This is a genomic window from Vibrio sp. sp1 (genome assembly GCF_016920955.1).
In the GTDB taxonomy this organism is placed as follows: domain Bacteria; phylum Pseudomonadota; class Gammaproteobacteria; order Enterobacterales; family Vibrionaceae; genus Vibrio; species Vibrio alginolyticus.
The window spans coordinates 2824754-2845744 of sequence record NZ_CP060589.1; the positions used below are offsets into that span (position 1 = coordinate 2824754).

At 43.8% G+C, this 20991-nt stretch carries 18 protein-coding genes and 2 pseudogenes; 15 read left to right on the forward strand and 5 right to left on the reverse strand.

What is annotated here, in order from left to right:
- Positions 1-61: 61 nt before the first annotated feature.
- The 3 genes from hutG to hutC all read right to left on the reverse strand — a co-directional run bounded on the left by hutG (position 62) and on the right by hutC (position 3161).
- On the reverse strand, positions 62-1072 hold the full coding sequence (gene hutG, locus H9L11_RS13200; protein ID WP_054576440.1) for a formimidoylglutamase: 1011 nt from the start codon (positions 1070-1072) through the stop codon (positions 62-64).
- A gap of 1 nt (position 1073) precedes the next feature.
- Positions 1074-2324, reverse strand: coding sequence for an imidazolonepropionase (hutI, locus tag H9L11_RS13205; protein WP_054576441.1), 1251 nt, complete (start codon positions 2322-2324; stop codon positions 1074-1076).
- Positions 2325-2453: 129 nt separating this feature from the next.
- On the reverse strand, positions 2454-3161 hold the full coding sequence (hutC, locus tag H9L11_RS13210) for a histidine utilization repressor (RefSeq protein ID WP_005385493.1): 708 nt from the start codon (positions 3159-3161) through the stop codon (positions 2454-2456).
- Between the two features lie 248 nt (positions 3162-3409).
- Here hutC and H9L11_RS13215 point away from each other — a divergent pair, with 248 nt between their 5' ends.
- Positions 3410-4153, forward strand: coding sequence for a sporulation protein (locus tag H9L11_RS13215; RefSeq protein WP_017821818.1), 744 nt, complete (start codon positions 3410-3412; stop codon positions 4151-4153).
- 6 nt (positions 4154-4159) lie between these two features.
- On the opposite strand, the gene H9L11_RS13220 is transcribed toward H9L11_RS13215, so the two are convergent.
- Positions 4160-5137 (reverse strand): DUF3187 family protein, encoded by a 978-nt coding sequence (locus H9L11_RS13220; protein WP_170893860.1) that lies wholly within the window; start codon positions 5135-5137, stop codon positions 4160-4162.
- A 403-nt stretch (positions 5138-5540) separates the two neighbouring features.
- Between H9L11_RS13220 and thrS the strand changes: the two genes are divergently transcribed.
- From thrS to H9L11_RS13260, 8 genes and pseudogenes are all read left to right on the forward strand, one after another.
- A complete protein-coding gene (thrS, locus tag H9L11_RS13225) occupies positions 5541-7469 on the forward strand; it encodes a threonine--tRNA ligase (RefSeq protein WP_005395892.1) in 1929 nt (642 codons plus the stop codon).
- Positions 7470-7523: 54 nt separating this feature from the next.
- The gene (gene infC / locus H9L11_RS13230) at positions 7524-8024 is read left to right on the forward strand and encodes a translation initiation factor IF-3 (RefSeq protein WP_025998635.1); all 501 of its coding nucleotides are present in this window, start codon (positions 7524-7526) and stop codon (positions 8022-8024) included.
- 120 nt (positions 8025-8144) lie between these two features.
- Positions 8145-8339: a 50S ribosomal protein L35 gene (rpmI, locus tag H9L11_RS13235; protein WP_005377932.1), complete on the forward strand. Its 195-nt coding sequence runs from the start codon at positions 8145-8147 to the stop codon at positions 8337-8339.
- A gap of 40 nt (positions 8340-8379) precedes the next feature.
- Complete coding sequence (gene rplT, locus H9L11_RS13240) at positions 8380-8733, forward strand: 50S ribosomal protein L20 (protein WP_004727974.1); 354 nt, start codon at positions 8380-8382, stop codon at positions 8731-8733.
- Between the two features lie 189 nt (positions 8734-8922).
- Positions 8923-9240 carry a heavy metal-binding domain-containing protein gene (locus H9L11_RS13245; protein WP_005377919.1) on the forward strand — a complete coding sequence of 106 codons (318 nt, stop codon included), beginning with the start codon at positions 8923-8925 and terminating at the stop codon, positions 9238-9240.
- A 366-nt stretch (positions 9241-9606) separates the two neighbouring features.
- Positions 9607-10206 (forward strand): annotated as a pseudogene (locus H9L11_RS13250) (helix-turn-helix transcriptional regulator); the annotation flags it as partial.
- Entirely contained in the window at positions 10207-11193 is a 987-nt protein-coding gene (locus H9L11_RS13255; RefSeq protein WP_240199934.1) for an IS630 family transposase, read from the forward strand. It abuts the pseudogene before it with no gap.
- Positions 11174-11515 (forward strand): annotated as a pseudogene (locus H9L11_RS13260) (XRE family transcriptional regulator); the annotation flags it as partial. The gene H9L11_RS13255 and the pseudogene H9L11_RS13260, both read left to right, overlap by 20 nt.
- Here the strand turns inward: H9L11_RS13260 and H9L11_RS13265 are convergent.
- The gene (locus tag H9L11_RS13265; RefSeq protein ID WP_031780965.1) at positions 11508-11693 is read right to left on the reverse strand and encodes a hypothetical protein; all 186 of its coding nucleotides are present in this window, start codon (positions 11691-11693) and stop codon (positions 11508-11510) included. The pseudogene H9L11_RS13260 and the gene H9L11_RS13265 overlap by 8 nt on opposite strands.
- A 270-nt stretch (positions 11694-11963) precedes the next feature.
- Between H9L11_RS13265 and H9L11_RS13270 the strand changes: the two genes are divergently transcribed.
- The 6 genes from H9L11_RS13270 to pheT all read left to right on the forward strand — a co-directional run bounded on the left by H9L11_RS13270 (position 11964) and on the right by pheT (position 20975).
- Complete coding sequence (locus H9L11_RS13270) at positions 11964-12752, forward strand: TetR/AcrR family transcriptional regulator (protein WP_005377913.1); 789 nt, start codon at positions 11964-11966, stop codon at positions 12750-12752.
- 249 nt (positions 12753-13001) lie between these two features.
- The gene (locus H9L11_RS13275; protein ID WP_017634848.1) at positions 13002-15380 is read left to right on the forward strand and encodes an MMPL family transporter; all 2379 of its coding nucleotides are present in this window, start codon (positions 13002-13004) and stop codon (positions 15378-15380) included.
- Positions 15381-15398: 18 nt separating this feature from the next.
- Positions 15399-16190, forward strand: coding sequence for an outer membrane lipoprotein-sorting protein (locus tag H9L11_RS13280; protein WP_025766823.1), 792 nt, complete (start codon positions 15399-15401; stop codon positions 16188-16190).
- Positions 16191-16254: 64 nt separating this feature from the next.
- A complete protein-coding gene (locus H9L11_RS13285; RefSeq protein WP_240199935.1) occupies positions 16255-17376 on the forward strand; it encodes a hypothetical protein in 1122 nt (373 codons plus the stop codon).
- Between the two features lie 191 nt (positions 17377-17567).
- Positions 17568-18551 carry a phenylalanine--tRNA ligase subunit alpha gene (gene pheS / locus H9L11_RS13290; RefSeq protein ID WP_005377904.1) on the forward strand — a complete coding sequence of 328 codons (984 nt, stop codon included), beginning with the start codon at positions 17568-17570 and terminating at the stop codon, positions 18549-18551.
- 18 nt (positions 18552-18569) lie between these two features.
- Positions 18570-20975, forward strand: a complete 2406-nt coding sequence (gene pheT, locus H9L11_RS13295) for a phenylalanine--tRNA ligase subunit beta (protein WP_005377903.1) — start codon at positions 18570-18572, stop codon at positions 20973-20975.
- Positions 20976-20991 lie beyond the last annotated feature (16 nt).

Here is a 20991-nt window from a genome sequence, read left to right on the forward strand (position 1 = left end):
TAGTTTCTCGTGATGACCAAGTACTTGCTTGGTCGTAATAATCAGTGGCATCTGGGATGCATTATGGTTTGTGCTGTTTTTCCGCCATTGCGTTGGCGATATCCCAACACAAACGGGCAGCTAATCGTGCTGTTTGACTATCGACGTCATAATTTGGGTTGTATTCGGCGATATCAGCCAGCATTAACTTATTTTTGTAATGAAGAATTCGATCTAAAAAGGGTGCAATAGTGTCGTAACTCACTCCCCGAGCTGCTGGTGCGCTGACTCCAGGTGCGGTTGCGGCAGGAAATACATCCAGATCAATGGTCAAATAGAGGTAGTCACAGTCGTCAATAAAATGCTGAAGCTGAGTTAAGTGATAACTGTGGTTTAAGTAGCAGAGCTGATTGTCCTCTACATACCAAACATTTAACGCATCTGCTTTTTCAAATAGCGCTTTAGTGTTGCTACTACGGCTTACACCAATACAAGCGTAATGAAAGTCCCAATCGTTACGTTGGCAAAAATGATGAATTTGGTTGAAGGGGGTGCCAGAGCTTGGTCTTATGTCGGTGAGGTTGCTCTCAAATGCGCGCAAATCGAAATGCGCATCGAAATTAATAATGCCGATTTTAGGCTTCTTCTCTGGATGGTGCGCTTTAAAATATTCCGCTAAGCCGGAAAACGAGGCCCACGCAATCTCATGCCCACCACCTAGCACGATGACTGGCGTATGGGGCAGTGCGCTTGAAATGGTTGCTGCACATAGAGCTTGGCTCTCTTCCAGTAAGTCGTCTTCACACACCACAGTACCTAAGTCATATAGTGGGGCGTCTTGGTGCCATGCTAAATTAGCGAGTGCTCGTCGGATTAAGTCTGGCGCTTTTTTCGCGCCAATGCGTCCTTTGTTTCTCGCAACGCCAGCGTCGGTAGCAAAACCGAGTAATGAGACGCCATGCGCAACGGCACGCAACTCATCTGCTTTTTGGCGTTGAACAACGTGATGAATTCGCTGACCAAGCTTGCCGTCCTCGGCATCATGACGGCCTTGCCAATGAAATAGGGGAGAGTGTAGGTCGAATTGAGACATATTATTGGCCTCCGTGTGAAATGTATTCACCATTTACTATACGACCTACCAGACGTTTTGCTCCGACTTGATAGCTTAAATCCGCAGGGCTTTCGATATCCCAGATAGAGAAGTCCGCATCAAACCCTACTTTGATTTCGCCACGTGAGTTTTGATAACCCAGAGCTTTGGCTGCATGTTGCGTTACACCACGCAATGCTTCTTGCGGTGTAAGGCGAAATAGCGTGCACGCCATATTCAGCATGAGTGTGAGATCAGAAAATGGTGATGTACCTGGGTTGACGTCCGTAGCAATTGCCATCGGCACGTTATGCTCTCTCAACAACTCAATCGGTGGTAACTGAGTTTCTCTTAGAAAATAAAAAGCGCCAGGCAATAGAGTGGCGACGGTGTTTGATCGAGCAAGTGCTTTAACACCTTGCTCATCTAAAAACTCGATGTGATCCGCTGACAGACCGTTGTATTGCGCAGTGAGGGCTGTACCACCGAGATTAGAAAGTTGCTCAGTATGCCCTTTAACCTTTAAGCCGTGGCGTTTTGCAGCTACAAACACTTTTTCTGTTTGTTCAAGATTGAAACCAATCGATTCACAAAAAACATCGACACTCGTAGCTAATTCTTCCTTTGCGACAACAGGGATTATGTCCTGACAAATGTGCTCAATATAATCATCTGCACGACCTTGGAACTCTGGCGGAATGGCGTGAGCGGCGAGAAGTGTAGTGGTGATTTTAACTTTGCGCTCTTGTTCAAGCATTTTGGCTGCACGGAGCATTTTTATTTCATCATTCAGTGTCAATCCGTAGCCTGATTTCACTTCGACAGAAGTGACGCCGCTCGCGAGTAGCCCGTCTAAACGTGGCAACGCTAACTCAACTAATTGCGCTTCGGTTGCTGAACGCGTCGCATGCACCGTTGAAAGTATCCCACCGCCTTGTTTGGAAATTTCTTGATATGGCACGCCGTTTAAGCGCATTTCAAATTCGTTGGCACGATTGCCCGCGTAAATAAGATGAGTGTGGCAGTCGATCAAACCTGGCAGAACTAACTTGCCTTGAAGGTCGATACTCTGAGCGTAATGTTGGGCAGACAGCAGAGACTCGGTTTGCGGTGCGTCTTCACCAATGGCACAAGTACTGATCGCAACGATTTTTCCAGATTTAATACCAATGCGCGCTGGAGGCGTTGGAAGGTATCCGCATTCTCCCGATTGCATGGTAACTAGACGTGCGTTTTCAATCAGCAAATCCATGTTTGTGTCCCTGTGTTTATTTGTATCATTAAATGTATATACAAATAAATAGAGCAAAATAAGAACACTGACAAGATTGATGTTGCTAAAATGTGATCAAAACGTAGATCTAGAGGATAAATCTTGTCCTTAAATGAGCACTTTTGAGCTCAGCTTATATTTGTTACCAGGGTGATAAAGTAGGGCGGTACTGACTAACTTATCTTGGCTCCACGTTCTGCGATTCAAGAGAAGGCAAGGTTCATTGGCTTGCATTTTTAAGTCTTGCTTAATACGGCTTTCAGGCACAATTGCCTCTACAGTATGTTCTATCGCGCTGAGTGGGCAATTATCTGACAGGTATTGATTTGGAGTGATTTGTGTGAAGTCTTGATTTAAATAACTCGGGGCATATTGGCTATTCACCCAGCGGAGCTCCAATTGAATCGGCGTTTGGTCTTCATAGTGAATAATTTCACTGTAAAACACTGTCGTGCCTAGCATAACGCCGAGTTTTGTCGCAATGTTGTCATCTGCTTTTATGGCAATCTGTTTGAGCACTTTACTGCCATACTTTCGCCCTCTATCGCTGACTTCTTCGGCAATGTTTCGAATGTCTAGCAGGGGAGATTCTGACTTTTCACCAGGATCACACACGAACGTGCCTAAGCGTGGGCGACGTTGTAATCGGCCCTCATTTACTAAATCCCGAATTGCTTTGTTCACTGTCATTCTACTGACACCAAATTGCTCGGTAAGCTCAATCTCGGTGGCGATGCGATGACCAACTACCCACTCTCCAGCATCAATTTTATCCAGGATAAATTGTTTAATTTGAATGTAGAGTGGTGCAGACATAATGATTTCCCTTTATTTGACTATACAAATACTGCTTAATTTAGGTACAAATTGCAAACATTTCTCGACGAATGTACCGCTTAGTGACCGAACAATCCTATAGCAGGGCTGAATGACTCTTGCTGCTGAGCATTATTTGGCTTGATGATTGAATTCAAACATTTTCTTGTGGTCTATTGCTTGCACAGCAGAAAACAATTGTGTAAACAAACGATTATTAGAAGAAAAGTCGCTAAAAAAGGAAAAATATGTTTAAAAAATTGAAAGCATCACTGGGGATCGGCTCTGCAAAAGTAGATACCATTTTGGACGAAATGAGCGTGTTTCAAGGAGCGACGCTGAAAGGGCATGTTCATATCAAAGGCGGAGACGTCGAACAACAAATTGATGCTATTACGATTAAATTGAACACGGAAATGAAAGTCGAAGTGGATGATAGCGTAAGTTACCAAACCTTCACTATTGATCAATTGAAAGCAGTTGACCCTTTTGTGATTCAACCTAATGAAGAAAAGCAGGTTCCGTTTGAGCTAAAACTGCATGATGAAACGCCAATTACTGCGGTTAGCGCACTTAAGAATCAATGTCATGTTTGGGTCGAGACGACGTTAGATATTGATTTTGCGATTGACCCGCGTGACCGTGACTATATTGAAGTGAAACCACTACCAGTAGCATCTCGGGTTATTCAAGCGATCGAGCAAGCTGGCTTCACTATGGTTAAAGCCGATGTTGAAAAAGGCTTTTTGCGCGGTGGCTCGTTTGCCTCTCGCTCTGGTATTTATCAAGAGCTAGAGTTCCGTAACAGCGGCTTTATCTCATCAAAAGAAATTGAGCTCTCTTTTATTCTGGAAGGGCAGGTCATGCATTGTTTGGCAGAGATTGACCGTTCGCTCAGCTTGGCTGGTGACCAATATCGCTCGTTTACGTTGCCGATCAATGCAACCGATGCTCAAGTCGCTGCCGCAGTTGCACCAACGCTAAATCTATAGCTCTCATCAACTTGATGAAAATATGTACCGATATCCTATTGTGAAAGCGATATCGGTACTGTTATCCATGTTTCTTGCGTTCTCTACGGCTAAAAACTCAAGCGCTGAATTTTCCATTAGATATCGATAGCCCAATACCAGTTCATTAGAGGCATCAGCAAACTCTGTGGGCCCTTCTGTTGAGCCTTGATACCAATGATATTCCAACATCAGGTGATGGTTATCTTCTAAGGCATAACGGTACCCACCCGCAATGGCAATCGTATTATGTCGATAGGGCAGATCGAGCAAGGCACGGTCATCCGAGCGAAAAGTCATGCCAATCATCGAATAAAATGCATGAGCATCACTTAAGTAGCTGTAGTTTAATTGGAAGCCTTGCTCGAAACTGCTACCTTGAAAAGTACCGTGAGCCACATCGTTAAAATACAAACTGCCGCCAATCGATAGGCCGTGATGTTCATTTTGGAACACTTGATACTGTAAGTAAGTAGATAGGTTATTGGCCAGTGTTTGTCCTTCGAAATCATCTTCAAGCACATCATATTGCGGCATTGAAATGTAAAAACGATCTCTGTCTACTTTATCCCGCCCATTTTGTCCGATACCGAAAAGTTTATGGAAGCTTTTCGTCAGTCCATCTAAATGGTTGTCAGCGGCAAAGACCCATCGATAGTTGAGCTCCCACTGCCAACGGTTGCTGACTTGCCATTTGCTGCCTAATTCGATTTGATTGTGGTAATAATCCAGTGCGTATTCATCAGTATGAGCCCAAACACTTGCCACGGTTCCCGAACCATAAGCTTCGACAAAACCATAGGGCAGACTATGTCCTGAACGCAGTACGTTGGTGTGACTAACCACTTGCATTGGGGATTGTGCGTAAGAACGCAGCGGGCCATATAAGTCATTTGATGCGAAGGCTTGCAAAGAACATATCGAGGTGCTTAGAAGCACCATAAAGTGCGATTTGAAATAGACCATGATGAATACCTACATACAAACTACTCTATAAAACAACTATATACCTAAATCGCACGTTGAGCACTCGCCCAGCGTGTTAGGCTTTGTATCGGTTCACACGTAATAGGCGATATTGTAATTTGTTGTGTAAGTTCATTGAGGGGCAATTCCATTCACCAGCTATGCGGTCTCTTAAAAAAGCATGATCAGTTTGTCGTGACGGGTCTGCGGTTAAGTTCTTATGACCAAACAAAATCGCGCTTTGCATTCTAAATGTGAGCTAGGTACAATCCCATTTTCGATAACGGTCCGGTATTCGTGTTACCGAGAGGCCTTTATTGACTCTCAACTATTTTCAACAAATAGCTTCTAATTTGAATAACATGTGTTGCTTGGTGTGCAACACCACTGTAAAGGACATAGCATGCCTATTATTACTCTTCCTGACGGCAGTCAGCGTCAATTTGACAACCCAGTATCTACTATGGAAGTTGCGCAATCGATCGGTCCCGGTCTTGCCAAAGCAACTATAGCTGGTCGTGTAAACGGTAACCGCGTTGATGCGTGTGACCTAATTGAAGAAGACGCAAGCCTTGAAATCATCACAGTTAAAGATGAAGTAGACGGTCTAGAAATCGTTCGTCACTCTTGTGCTCACCTTCTTGGTCACGCTCTTAAGCAGCTTTACCCTCAAGCTAAAATGGCGATCGGTCCAACCATCGACAATGGCTTCTACTACGATATCGACCTAGACGAATCTCTAACGCAAGAAGATCTTGAAAAGATTGAAAAGCGTATGAAAGAGCTAGCGAAAACCAAGTACGAAGTGGTTAAGAAAAAAGTAAGCTGGCAGGAAGCGCGTGATACGTTTGAATCACGTGGCGAACCATACAAAGTGGAAATCCTAGACGAAAACGTATCTCGTGATGATCGTCCAGGCCTTTACCACCATGAAGAATACATCGACATGTGTCGTGGTCCTCACGTTCCTAACATGAGCTTCTGTCAACACTTCACTTTGCTGAATGTTGCAGGTGCTTACTGGCGTGGTAACAGCGACAACAAAATGCTTCAACGTATCTACGGTACGGCTTTCCACGACAAGAAAGCACTGAAAGCGCACCTAACTCGCCTAGAAGAAGCGGCAAAGCGTGATCACCGTAAGATTGGTAAGCAACTAGACCTATTCCACATGCAGCAAGAAGCACCGGGTATGGTGTTCTGGCATCACAATGGTTGGTCTATCTTCCGTGATCTAGAAGTATTCATCCGCGCTAAGCTAGATGAGTACGGTTACCAAGAAGTGAAAGGTCCACTTATGATGGACCGTGTTCTTTGGGAACGCTCTGGGCACTGGGACAAATACGCTGATGCAATGTTCACAACTTCTTCTGAGAACCGTGAATACGCGATTAAGCCAATGAACTGTCCAGGTCACGTACAGATCTTCAACCAAGGTCTAAAATCGTACCGCGACCTACCGCTACGTATGGCTGAGTTTGGCTCATGTCACCGTAACGAACCATCTGGTGCACTACACGGTATTATGCGTGTACGTGGCTTTACTCAGGATGACGCTCACATTTTCTGTACTGAGAGCCAAATTCAAGAAGAAGTAACAAACTGTATCAAGATGGTGTACGATACGTACCAAACATTTGGTTTTGACAACATCGTAGTGAAACTGTCTACTCGTCCAGAGAAACGTGTAGGTTCAGATGAAATCTGGGATCAATCTGAAGAAGCATTGAAGCAGTCTCTTGAATCGATGGATATCCCATACGAAATTCAAGAAGGCGAGGGTGCGTTCTACGGTCCTAAGATTGAATTCACACTATACGATTGTCTAGACCGTGCGTGGCAGTGTGGTACTGTCCAGCTAGACTTCAACCTACCAGGTCGCTTAGGTGCAACTTATGTAGGTGAAAACAATGAACGTCTTGTACCGGTAATGATTCACCGTGCGATTCTAGGTTCACTAGAGCGCTTCATCGGTATCCTTATCGAAGAATATGCTGGTTTCTTCCCAACTTGGTTGGCGCCAGAACAAGCAGTTCTTATGAACATTACTGATAAACAGTCAGGTTATGTTCAAGAAATAGTACAAAAACTACAAAAAAGTGGAATTAGAGCTAAAGCGGACTTGAGAAATGAGAAGATTGGCTTTAAAATCCGCGAACATACTTTGAAGCGTGTACCGTATATGCTTGTTGTTGGTGACCAAGAAATGGAAGCTGGCGAAATTGCAGTGCGTACTCGTAAAGGTAAAGATCTTGGTAAATTTAAAGTGGATGATTTTATTGCATACATCCAAGACGAGATCTCTAGCCGTAAGCTCAATCTGGAGGAATAAGCTATTAAAGGCGGAAGACGTGGCCAACAGCCGGTAAAACAAAACCCGCACCGTATCAACGGTGAAATTCGTGGTATTCGTGAAGTTCGACTAACAGGCGCTGACGGTGAATCAGTTGGTGTTGTATCGATTCAAGAAGCCATTGCAGCTGCTGAAGAAGCTGGTATGGATCTCGTTGAGATCAGTCCTAACGCCGAGCCACCTGTTTGTCGTGTGATGGACTATGGTAAGTTCCTCTTCGAGAAGAGCAAAACTGCTAAAGAGCAGAAGAAGAAGCAAAAGCAGGTCCAGATCAAGGAAGTAAAATTCCGTCCTGGAACTGATATTGGAGACTATCAGGTAAAACTACGCAACCTGACGCGTTTCCTTGAAGAAGGCAACAAAGTGAAAGTAACAATTCGCTTCCGTGGCCGAGAGATGGCACACCAAGACATCGGTGTTGACGTTCTAAATCGTCTTAAGGAAGATACTGCAGAAATTGCTGTAGTTGAATCTTTCCCTAAGAAGATTGAAGGTCGCCAGATGATCATGGTGCTAGCCCCTAAAAAGAAGTAATTAACGGCTCATCAAGTAATTAAAACCTAGCCGCTTTCCTTTATATAAAGGCATATGGCTGGGTTTTGTTCGCCCTAATTACGTTGTTTATTAAACCTACTCAATGCGGAGTTATTCATCATGCCTAAGATGAAAACCAACAAAGGTGCTGCTAAGCGTTTTAAGAAAACTGCTGGTGGTATTAAGTACAAGCACGCTACAAAACGTCACATCCTGACTAAGCGTACTACTAAGAACAAGCGTCAACTACGTCCGAATGCAATCCTTCCAAAATGTGAAGTGGCTGCAGTAATCCGTATGTTGCCATACGCTTAATTCTTTTTAGTTATCAATCGTTTAGTTTAGGAGAAGCATAATGCCTCGCGTAAAACGTGGTGTACAAGCTCGTGCACGTCATAAGAAAGTTCTAAAACAAGCTAAAGGTTACTACGGTGCGCGTTCACGCGTTTACCGCGTAGCTTTCCAAGCAGTTACTAAAGCTGGTCAATACGCTTACCGTGACCGTCGCGCTAAGAAACGTCAATTCCGTCAACTATGGATTGCACGTATCAATGCGGCATCTCGTCAAAATGGTCTATCTTACAGCCGTTTCATCAACGGTCTTAAGAAAGCATCTATCGAGATCGACCGTAAGATCCTTGCGGACATCGCAGTATTCGACAAAGCTGCATTTGCAGTTCTAGTTGAAAAAGCGAAAGCTGCTCTTTAATTAGCAGTTTAGGATTAAGAGAAGGAGAGCATTAGCTCTCCTTTTTTATTGCTAAAATTTATACCCAAATGACTTTTAGCTTGGCTATTTAGAGTATTGTTTATCAGTCTTCTCAATTTATTGGTTAGCATCTTATGTTAGTTATAAGGTAGCTTGGGTATAAATTTTTACGTTTATAAGGGATTAAAAATGATCTACACAACGACCGAAAGCATTCCTGGCAAGCAGATCTCTGAAATCAGAGGGGTTGTAACTGGTAATGTTGTTCAATCAAAGCATATTGGCCGTGACCTCATGGCGGGTATCAAGAGCATTGTTGGCGGCGAAATTCGTGGTTACACGGAAATGATGACCGACGCGCGTGATATTGCTATACAGCGCATGGTGGCGGACGCTGAATCTAAAGGTGCCGATGCAATTGTAGGGATTCGATTTACCACAAGCTCAATCGTAGATGGTTCTTCGGAAATTTTGGCATTTGGTACTGCAGTGAAACTAGCGGACTAGTCTACTTGAATAGCATTGCAAAAATGCTAATAGAGAGCGGTGAATTATTATGCATTTACCGTTCTGTTCCTTTTAGGTTAATTATTCTAGATTTTTGTAGAGAGAATAGGTTTATATTCTCAACTTTACGTTACTATTAAAATTAATCACGATGATTTAGAGTAATTGCTTCACTTTTATTTTGCATATTATTTTATATCTATAATGAAATTGAATTCATATTGAATTTTTCATTTGTTGTGTGAATTCTCTTTTCAGTATATTAATTCATGTTTTTCTTATAAAAATATGAACTTATACCTTGCCAAGCGGTTCTAAATTGTTACAAATACTATACAGCTGTAACATTGCCAAAAGGAATTGTAGATGAGAGATCTGACTCCCGAATACTTGCTAGCCGCATTACGCCAAGCGATTAAAACAAAAGGGCTAACATATCGAGAGCTATCTGAGAAAATGGGTATGCCACTATCTACCTTTAAGAGACATCTTACAAGCACGAATCTCGCTTTAGATAAGTTGCTGGAATATTGTAGAGCGGTTGATTGCACGTTAGATGAACTACAAAAGCTCGCAAATCAATTGCAAGGTGAAGACGAGGATTACTTTAGTCGTACGCAGGATGAGGTATTCTTTCAATTCCCTCACCTTTACGACTTTTATCGTGAATTGAGAATGCTTCGAGGTAAAGACGGTTATTCTATTTTAAAGAAAAAGTATGACTTGTCTGAGCAGAGCATGTCTGATTACTTAAAAGCATTAGAGTTGTTGGATCTCGTTTACGTTGATGAAGATAAAAATATAACGCTGCACGGGCCTTTATATTATAGCTATGCAGAGAACTCCAAGCTCAACGACAAATATACCCGTGATCATTGAAGATGCTTGATTTTCGATAGAATCAGGAGCATGCTACGAACCATGAAAATTACACTGACTCCTCAACAGAAACTGCAACTCGAACAAATGCACGACATTGAACGTGATAGTCGAGTTTGCGACCGTATTAAGGCTGTTTTGCTGGCTTCTGAAGGCTGGAGTCAGACTATGATTTCACAAGCTCTTCGTATTCATGAATCGACCGTTGCTCGTCATCTCAGCGACTACGTTCTTTCTGAAAAACTTAAGCCTGAAAATGGCGGAAGCCAAAGCAAGCTTTCTGCTACTCAAACCATGCACCTAATCGAGCATTTGACTGAGAAAACCTATTCTCATACGCATCAAATTGTCACTTACGTTAAAGAGACATTTGGACTGGATTACACGGTTTCTGGTATGAATAAATGGCTTCACCACAATGGTTTTAGCTACAAGCAACCGAAAGGCGTACCACACAAGTTTGATGAAGCACAACAGCAAGCATTTATAGAGGCTTATGAAGCGTTAAAGGCAAGCTGTGGCAAGGATGAATCGATAGTCTTTATCGACGCAGTTCACCCAACACTATCAACAAAAATATCTCATGGCTGGATACGAACTGGTCAGGATAAAGTGATTGAAACAACGGGTAATCGTAGCCGATTGAACATTATTGGCGCACTGAACTTGTCGGATATTGGAGCAACCATTGTTCACAACTATGAGAGCATTAACAGTGAATCGATTGTTCGCTTTTTCTGTGAGTTAAGAAAGAGTTATCCCTTAGCTCATAAGCTTCATATCATCTTGGATGGTGCGGGATATCACCGCAGTGACTTAGTCAAAGATGCGGCGTTTGTCCTGAATATTGAACTGCATTATCTTCCACCTTACAGTCCAAACCTCAACCCAATCGAGCGGCTATGGAAAGTAATGAATGAGAAGTCGAGGAACAACGTTTACTTCAAAAGAAAACGGGACTTCAAGGCGGCAATAGACCAATTTTTTGCAGTGACTCTTCCAGAGATCGCAGGCTCTTTGACATCTCGAATTAATGATAATTTTCAGGTTCTCAAGCCAGCATCTTCAAGTTGATTCGGTATATACCGAAATCATAAAAGAGCAGACGACTACCCACGATAAGTGTGTTCGCGTTGCTTTGGCGCGTATGAAAATTACTGAAGAACAGCTTTTGTTACTGGAAGATCAAGTTGCAAAGACCGTCATTGATTTTCATTCCAAAAATGTTGTAGCAGAGAACTTTAATGTCTCTGATTTTACTAATATTGTTCTACTTGCTGGGCCACATCAGCCAGTCACATTCTCTGACGGCATTATTGAGACAGAGGGGCGATTTATTGATGATATTCGTTATGCCATCGCAGCTGCAGGTGATAAGCCAAGCCTATCTATATAGATTTTGAGCCTTTTTTGAAGAGAGTTTCTGAAAGGGCGTTGCAAAAGAAAAAGCCTAAGACAGCAAATACTTTGTAAGTAGGGCATTCAGCGGTGTTTGCTCTTAATTCAGACTTAAAGTGTGTTGGGCTTATTTCGAATAATACCTGTTCAGCATCTACTTTCGTTATTTTTAACATGCTGATTTCCTTCGTTGTTCCTCCCAAAGCCTCTCTCGCTTCCTCTACAAAGAAACCATTCTCGTTGAACCAAGCATCCTGTAGCTACTTGGGTATGCATAATTGGTAGCTATTTATCTTCTAATTATAAATTCATACTTGAAATGTTTGTTTTTTGATCTATTATGACGAAGTGTCATTTATGACGGTTCGTCAACTTTAGTTGCGTTCCTGTATTAAAGAATCGTGTTACAATTATTGGGAGTGTGTTGGTATACGGATCAAAGGATTATGTTTAACTTTCGCTGTAAAAAATATAGCAAGCAAGACGGATGTCGTGTGTCTTCAGGGCTAACAAAAAAGCAACAGGCGATTGCTGATCGTGAGATAGAGCTTATTCAATTGGCTAAGTCTTTAGTTCAAGAGCAAGGCTTTGCCAACTTAACGATGGACAAGCTTACAGCGTCAAGCCCTTATTCTAAAGGGACGATCTACAATCATTTTTGCAGCAAAGAAGATGTGATTCTTGCGCTTTGTATTCATTCGCTGAAAAGCGAAGCAATATTTTTCGAACGTACCGCCAAATTTAATGGCAATACCAGAGAAAAAATCATTGCGATGCATGTAGGTTATCGTATTTACGCTCGTATGGAGCCAGTACTATCAACTTGTGCGATTGTTGCAAAGACGCCTTGGGTTTTAGAGAAGGCTTCGCCTAAACGTGTGAATGAACTGAATAACTTGGAAGAACAAGTAATAGATGGTGCTGATGCGCTGGTGAACAATGCGGTAGAATGTGGTGATCTTAAGTTTTCTCCCGCAATTGGTTCTGATGCTATTGTATTCGCCAACTGGTCTATTGCATTCGGTTCAAACGCTTTGGCGCAAAATGCATCGAACAGTCGATGTATTCAGCGAATTCAAGACCCATTCTCAGTACTGCACAACGCGAATATGTTACTTGATGGTTTAGGTTGGTCGCCTTTATCTACAGAATGGGACTACCGTAAAACCTGGCGTCGAGTGGAGCAGGAGTTATTTAGTGAAGAGCTTGCTTATTTAGAGTCAGTGAATCGCTAATAAACTGGAAAGGCCAATCTGACGTTATGGTTGGCTTTTTTATCGCACTATTGTGACGAATCGTCATTAAATCTCGAAGGTTGGCGTTCAGCCAATGATCACGAGAAGCATAGGAAGTTACTAAAAACTAACTTATGTAGCCAAATTCATTCGATCTAAAGTTTGCATGTCGAGTTTGTCTGGTTATTTACAGCATTTGCTGTTTTTTTAGTTTTTAAATTTGACGAAACGTCACAAAAGGAGAGTGTGATGCCACATCACAACGTTCAACAATACGCCCGTTCAGGGTGGGGTAAGCTACCAACGAATTACAGTGTATTGGTGATGCTTGCTACCGTTTTATTGATTGTCATAGCAACTATTGGAGGAAAAAATCTTTACTTTAGAGGAGATTACGACATCTTCTTTGATGGAACAAATGAGCAGTTACTTGCGTTTGATGAAATTCAAACCACCTTTGCAAAATCTGACAGTCTTGCTTTGGTTATAGCGCCAAAGAGCGGCACTGTTTTTACTCCTAGCACATTATCTCTTATTCAGCAGATCACTGACGAGGCGTGGCAAGTTCCATACTCGACCCGCGTTGATTCCCTCGCCAACTACCAGCATACCGAAGCGTTTGAAGATGATCTTCTTGTCGAAGATTTACTGTATAGCGAATATGAATTGACACCTCAACGAATAGAGAAAGTCAAAAGTATTGCGTTGAGTGAGCCGGTTTTGAAAAGTTCACTGATTTCTGAAAAAGGAGATGTCACGGTCGTAAACATTACGGTCCAACTCCCTGAAATAGATAAAACTGCTGAAGTACAAGAGGTGGTTGCTTACATAAACGGAATGATTGAGCGTTATCAGCAAGTGTACCCAGACACGGAATTCCACAAGGCTGGTATTATTGCAATGAACTACGCGTTTATGACCGCAGCCCAAGATGATAGCGCAACATTAGTGCCAACTATGTTACTAGTGATATTGGTGTTTCTGACCATCATGTTGCGCTCATTGCTTAGCGTCATCGCGACGCTCATCGTTATTATCGGCTCGGTTATGGTTACAATGGGCTTGTCAGGATGGGCTGGTATGTTCTTAAGCACGGCGACCGTTAATGTGCCTACCTTGGTGATGACGCTTGCCGTCGCAGACTGTGTACACATCATCGCGACAATGCGTCAGTCTATGCAAAACGGCTTTAGTAAAGCCCACTCTATTGAGCGAAGTATTGCGCTCAATTTCATGCCTATCTTGATTACCTCCATTACCACCGCGATCGGCTTTTTAATGATGAATATGTCGGATTCTCCAATCCTGAGAGATTTCGGCAACCTATCAGCCCTTGGCGTCATGGTTGCTTGTTTCCTTTCCATCACGTTACTTCCCGCCTTGCTTAATATCCTTCCGGTTACGGTGAAGTCGGATACTTCTGATGAAAGAAAGCACTTTATGGATCATTTAGGAGATTTCGTGGTGTCAAAGCGACATGCTTTATTGCCGTTGTCGGTGCTTGTTATTGTCGCGAGTGCGAGCTTGATTCCACTGAACAAAGTCAATGATGAATCCGTCGAGTACTTTGGCCATAGCAATGAATTTCGCCGAGCGGCTGATTTTATGGAAGAGCGAATCAGTGGCATGGCGAACATCAGTATCGCGATAAAAACCAACGAATCGCAGGGTATTGCGGATCCTAATTTTCTCAATACCGTGGGTAAATTTACTGACTGGCTAAGGTTGCAGCCAGAAACGGACCATGTTGCGACCTTGAGCGATGTTTATAAGCGCCTAAACAAGAACATGCATGGAGATGATCAGGCTTATTACTCGCTCCCTCAAGACAGAGAATTAGCGGCTCAATATCTGCTGCTTTATGAAATGTCACTACCGTATGGTTTAGATTTGAACAACCAAATCAATGTAGATAAGTCGTCGATCAAGATGGTTCTCACCGTGGAGAACTTGGGCAGCGTCGAGCTTGTTGATTTGGAAAATCGCATTTACCAATGGTTTAACGAAAACGCGCCTCAATATGATGTTGTTGCTTCTAGTCCTTCATTGATGTTTGCGCATATTGGTGAAACGAATATGGCCAGCATGCTGTCAACCTTGCCCATTACTCTTGTCTTAATCTCTGCATTACTGATCTTTGCCTTGCGTTCGTTCAAGCTTGGCTTAATTAGTCTTGTCCCGAATATTGCTCCTGCGCTTATTGGTTTTGGTATTTGGGCGCTGGTTTCTGGCGAGATTAACTTGGGATTGTCTGTCGTTGTGACATTAACGCTTGGTGTTGTTGTCGATGACGCCGTTCACTTTCTTTCTAAATATCAACACGCTCGTAAAGATGGCCACAGTGCGGAGCAAGCGGTTCGCTACGCCTTTCGCACCGTGGGGCGCGCGCTTTGGATTACGACGGTCGTGCTTGTTGCTGGTTTCTCTGTTCTGGCGATGTCGAGCTTCCGTTTAAATGCCGATATGGGACAGCTGAGTGCCATTGTCATCTTTATTGCCCTTGTTGTGGATTTCATCTTCCTACCGACTCTACTGATGTTGTTTGACAAAGGTGTTTACGACGAGGTGGAGCGCCGAAATAAGCTTAAATCAACTGACTCTCAAACCAAGACTGTTACTCAGTCATAACGAATTAAAGGATTGAACATGAATTTAGTAAAAAATGCCTTAAAAGTATCAGTACTTTCTGTCTCGCTTATTATGAGTCATGCGGTGTTGGCGGATGAAGCCAAAGGACTAGAAATTGCCCAAGAGCGCAAAGCCCGTGATGAAGGGTGGGGGGATTCTGTTGCTACGATGCAAATGATTCTGCGAAACGCGCAAGGAGAAAGCAGCACACGTTTAATGCGCTTACAATCACTCGAAGTTGATGGCGATGGTGACAAAGGGCTCACGATATTTGATGAACCGAGAGATGTAAAAGGCACGGCGTTTCTTAACCATTCTCATACGGTGGGTGCCGATGACCAATGGCTTTACCTTCCTGCACTGAAACGTGTGAAACGTATTTCCTCGCGTAACAAATCAGGTCCTTTTATGGGCAGTGAATTCGCGTATGAGGATCTCAGTTCCTTTGAGATTGAAAAATACCGTTTCAACTACCTAAAAGATGACAGCATAAACGGGCAAGATGTTTTCGTCGTAGAGCAAATTCCGACCGATAAGAACTCAGGTTATACCAAGCAAACGGTATGGTTAGATAAAGCGCATTATCGTCCACTTAAAGTTGAGTTTTACGACCGCAAAGGCTCTTTGTTAAAAACGCTTTCTTTTTCCGATTACAAGCAATATCTCAACCAATATTGGCGAGCGCACACTATGGCGATGACAAACCATCAAACAGGAAAAAGTACTGAGCTAACGACTAGCGAAATGCGTTTTAACACTGGATTACAAGACAATGACTTTCATAAGAATGTGTTGAAGCGAGTGAGGTAGTGGAGGAAAAATGAAGCGATTAAATGCTGGGTTGTTGCTTAGTGCAGCAGCCTTTTTTTACTCGATGCCTCTGACTGCCGTCGAGCTCGCAGGACAAGTCAATATTGAGCATCGTCAGTTTTTTAAAACGGGCTCTCAGGGTCAGAGCAAAGCGCAAACGTCATTGGTTTTGCAGCCAGAATTTTACTGGGAGATGCAAAATGGTGATGCAAACTTTACTTTCACACCTTTCTATCGTCTGGATGGTCTAGACGATGAGCGAAGTCATGGTGACATACGAGAGGCACTTTATCTGACTTATTGGGATGATTATGAGCTTCGAGTTGGGATTAGTAAGGTCTTTTGGGGAGTGACTGAATCAGCCCATTTAGTTGATGTAGTAAACCAAACAGATGCCATTGAAGCCGTCGATGGTGAAGATAAACTCGGTCAGCCGATGTTACATTTTACCTCTTTCAAAGACTGGGGCACCGTCCACGCAATGTTGTTACCTTACTTTAGGGAACGAACGTTTGCGGGTACAGATGGCCGCTTGCGAACCGACCCCGTTGTCTCTGATGATGCTATCTATGAATCAAGCAGAGAAGAGAAGCACGTAGATGTGGCTTTTCGATATTCGAAAATGCTTGGCGATTGGGACGTAGGCCTAAGCTATTTATATGGAACAAACCGGGATCCTTACTTTCGTTTAGAGTACGGAGAATTAAAGCCTTACTACGCTCTGATGAGTCATGTCGGTCTGGATGTGCAAGGAATTGTTGGCGATTGGTTATGGAAACTAGAAAGTGTTTATCGAGATAGCGCTGATAATCATGTCGGTCTTGTGACGGGCTTTGAGTATACCTTCGTCGGTGCATTTGACACGGTTTGGGATGTGGGGGTTATTGGTGAGTACCTCTATGACAGTCGTGGGAACAACGCACAAACTATCGGTCAAAATGATGTGTTTGCAGGTATTCGTTGGGCGCTCAATGATGAGGACGGAACGGAAGTATTGACGGGAATTACGAAGGATTTAGATAACGATGATGTTTACAATGCTAAGTTAGAAGCATCGAGCCGAATATCGAATCACGTTAAGTGGCAAATTGATGCTTGGTTGTTTAAAAATGAAACACCAAATGATTTGCTCTACTTCGCTAGAGATGACGATTTTATCGAGCTATCTATTCAATACTATTTCTAAAACAAAAGGGCACAACTAAACGGCAGATTAACTAAAGATGACATTTTTGACGTTTTTGTGCTCTTTTTATTCAATAACCTCTTCTTTTCGTAATTCAATTTGGCATTGGTGCCCGGTTTGGCTACTATGTACAGCTATCAAAAAACCAATCACTCCCTTATGGACACTACCTACAGGTAGATGAGGAAACGATGCAACATCTAGAAGAGATCATTGCTAGCGCGAGCACTGCAATTGAAGCTGCCGAATCGCTAGTCGCACTTGATGAAGTGCGTGTTCAGTATCTGGGTAAAAAAGGTGAGCTAACTGCTCAACTTCAAAGCCTAGGCAAACTACCACCAGAAGAACGCCGTGAAGCTGGTCAAGAGATAAATAAAGCGAAAGGCGTAGTTCAGCAAGCTATCGCAGCTCGTAAAGATGCACTACAACGTGCTGAGCTTGAAGCGAAACTAGCAGCAGAAACAATCGACGTAACACTACCAGGTCGTCGTATTGAAAACGGTGGTTTACACCCAGTAACTCGTACTGTAGAGCGTATTGAGAAGTTCTTTGGCGAACTTGGTTTTAACACCGAGGCTGGCCCAGAGATCGAAGATGCATTCCACAACTTCGATGCGCTAAACATCGCAGCTGATCACCCAGCGCGTACTGACCACGATACTTTCTTCTTCAACCCAGACTTGATGCTTCGTACTCATACGTCAGGCGTACAGATCCGTACGATGGAAAATGGTAAACCACCATTCCGTTTCATCGCACCAGGCCGTGTATACCGTAACGACTACGACCAAACGCACACGCCAATGTTCCACCAAGTGGAAGGCATGCTGGTTGATGAGGACGTAAACTTTGCTCAGCTGAAAGGCATCCTGCACGATTTCCTATGTAACTTCTTCGAAGAAGAAGTAGAAGTACGTTTCCGTCCATCTTACTTCCCATTCACTGAGCCTTCAGCTGAAGTAGACGTGAAAGGCAAAAACGGTAAATGGTTAGAAGTACTAGGCTGCGGTATGGTTCACCCGAACGTGCTACGTAGCGTAGGTATCGATCCTGAAAAATACTCTGGTTTCGCATTCGGTATGGGTGTTGAGCGTCTAACAATGCTTCGTTACGGCGTGAACGACCTACGTGCGTTCTTCGAGAACGATCTTCGTTTCCTAAAACAGTTCAAGTAATCCAGAGGGTTCATCAACATGAAATTCAGCGAATCATGGCTTCGTGAGTGGGTAAACCCTGCGGTTACTACTGACGAGCTAACTCACCAAATTACAATGGCCGGCCTAGAGGTAGACGAGGTTCTTCCTGTTGCTGGTTCTTTTACTGGCGTTAAAGTCGGTCACGTTGTTGAATGTGGCCAACACCCAGATGCAGACAAACTGCGCGTAACTAAAGTTGACGTGGGTGAAGAAGAGCTTCTAGACATTGTTTGTGGCGCACCTAACTGTCGCCAAGGTCTGAAAGTAGCAGTCGCAACAGTTGGTGCTGTTCTTCCAGGTGATTTCAAAATCAAAAAAGCGAAACTACGTGGCCAGCCATCTCACGGCATGCTTTGTTCGTTCACTGAACTAGGTATCGACGTTGAGTCAGACGGCATCATGGAACTAGCAGAAGACGCAGTAATCGGTACTGATTTCCGTGAATTCCTAGGTCTAGACGACGTAACAGTAGACGTAGATCTAACAGCAAACCGCGCTGACTGTTTCAGCATTCGTGGTCTAGCTCGTGAAGTTGGCGTACTAAACCGTGCTGACGTGACTGAGCCATCAGTAGAAGCAGTTGCCCCTTCAATCGACGATAAAGTGTCTATCGAAGTGAAAGCGCCAGCTGCGTGTCCTCGTTACCTAGGTCGTGTTATTAAGAACGTAAACGTTCAAGCTGAAACGCCACTATGGATGCAAGAGAAACTGCGTCGTTGTGGTATTCGCTCTATCGACCCTGTAGTAGACATCACTAACTACGTTCTTCTAGAGCAAGGCCAACCAATGCACGCATTCGATCTAGCGAAGATCGAAGGTGGCATCGTAGTTCGTATGGCAGAGCAAGGTGAGAAGCTAACGCTTCTTGACGGCAACGAAGCAGAACTAAACGCAGATACACTAGTAGTTGCTGACCACAACAAAGCACTTGCAATCGCAGGTATCTTTGGTGGTGAAGAGTCTGGTGTAACAACTGAGACTAACGACGTTCTACTAGAGTGTGCATTCTTTGCACCTGACCACATCCGTGGCCGCGCACGTAGCTACGGTCTTCACACTGATTCTTCAATGCGTTTCGAGCGTGGTGTGGATTACGCACTACAAGTGAGCGCAATGGAGCGTGCAACTCAGCTTCTTGTTGAGATCTGTGGCGGTGAAGTAGCACCTGTTGTTGCAGTAGAGTCTGAAGCAGACCTACCTAAGCCAAACAAAGTTGCTCTACGTCGTACTAAGCTAGACAACCTGCTAGGTCACCACATTGCAGATAGCGACGTAGTAGAAATCCTAGAGCGTCTAGGTTTGACTGTTGAAGCTTCAGAAGAAGGTTGGATGGCAGTAGCGCCAACATGGCGTTTCGATATCGCTATCGAGCAAGACCTGATTGAAGAAGTTGGCCGTATCTACGGTTATGACAACATTCCTAACCAACACCCAGCAGCAGCACTTAAGATGCACAACCACGTTGAAGCGGATCTTCCACTGAAACGCGTTCGTGATCTTCTTGTTGACCGTGGTTACCACGAAGCAATTACATACAGCTTCGTTGAGCCTGAGCAACAAAAGCTAGTTGTACCTGGTGTTGAGCCTCTAGTGCTCCCAAACCCAATTTCTGCAGACATGTCAGCAATGCGTCTTGGTCTTATCCAAGGTCTGCTGAACACGGTTGTTCACAACCAGAAGCGTCAACAGCCACGCGTTCGTCTATTCGAATACGGCCTACGTTTCATCCCATGTGAAACTGCAGAAAACGGCATGCGCCAAGAGCCTATGCTTGCAGGTGTTATTGCTGGTACTCGCGGTGAAGAACATTGGGATATCGAAACTAACACGGTTGATTTCTTCGACCTTAAGGGCGATCTAGAAGCGATTCTAGAGCTATCTGCGAACGAAAAAGCGTACTCTTTCGCTGCACTGTCACCTGAAAGCAAAAAAGCTAACCCAGCTCTTCACCCAGGTCAATCTGCGGCAATCATCGTAGACGGCAAAGAAGTAGGCGTGATCGGTACCGTTCACCCTGAGCTCGAGCGTAAGTTCGGTCTAAATGGTCGCACTATCGTATTCGAAATCGAATGGTCTGCAATCAACAGCAAAGTGATCCCAGAAGCGGTAGCACTTTCTAAATTCCCTTCAAACCGTCGTGATATCGCGGTAGTAGTGGATGAAGCTGTTGCATCTGGTGACATCGTTAACGCTTGTCTAGAGCAAGGTGGCGAGTTCCTTAAAGATGCGAAACTGTTCGACGTTTACGTAGGTAAAGGCGTTGAAGAAGGTAAGAAGAGCCTAGCAATCGCTCTGACTCTGCAGTCACTTGAGCGTACGCTTGAAGATGCAGATATCGCTGGTGCGGTTGACGCTATCGTTGCTCACGTTTCTGAGAAGTTTGGTGCGTCTCTGCGTGACTAATCTCGCGTAACGTATC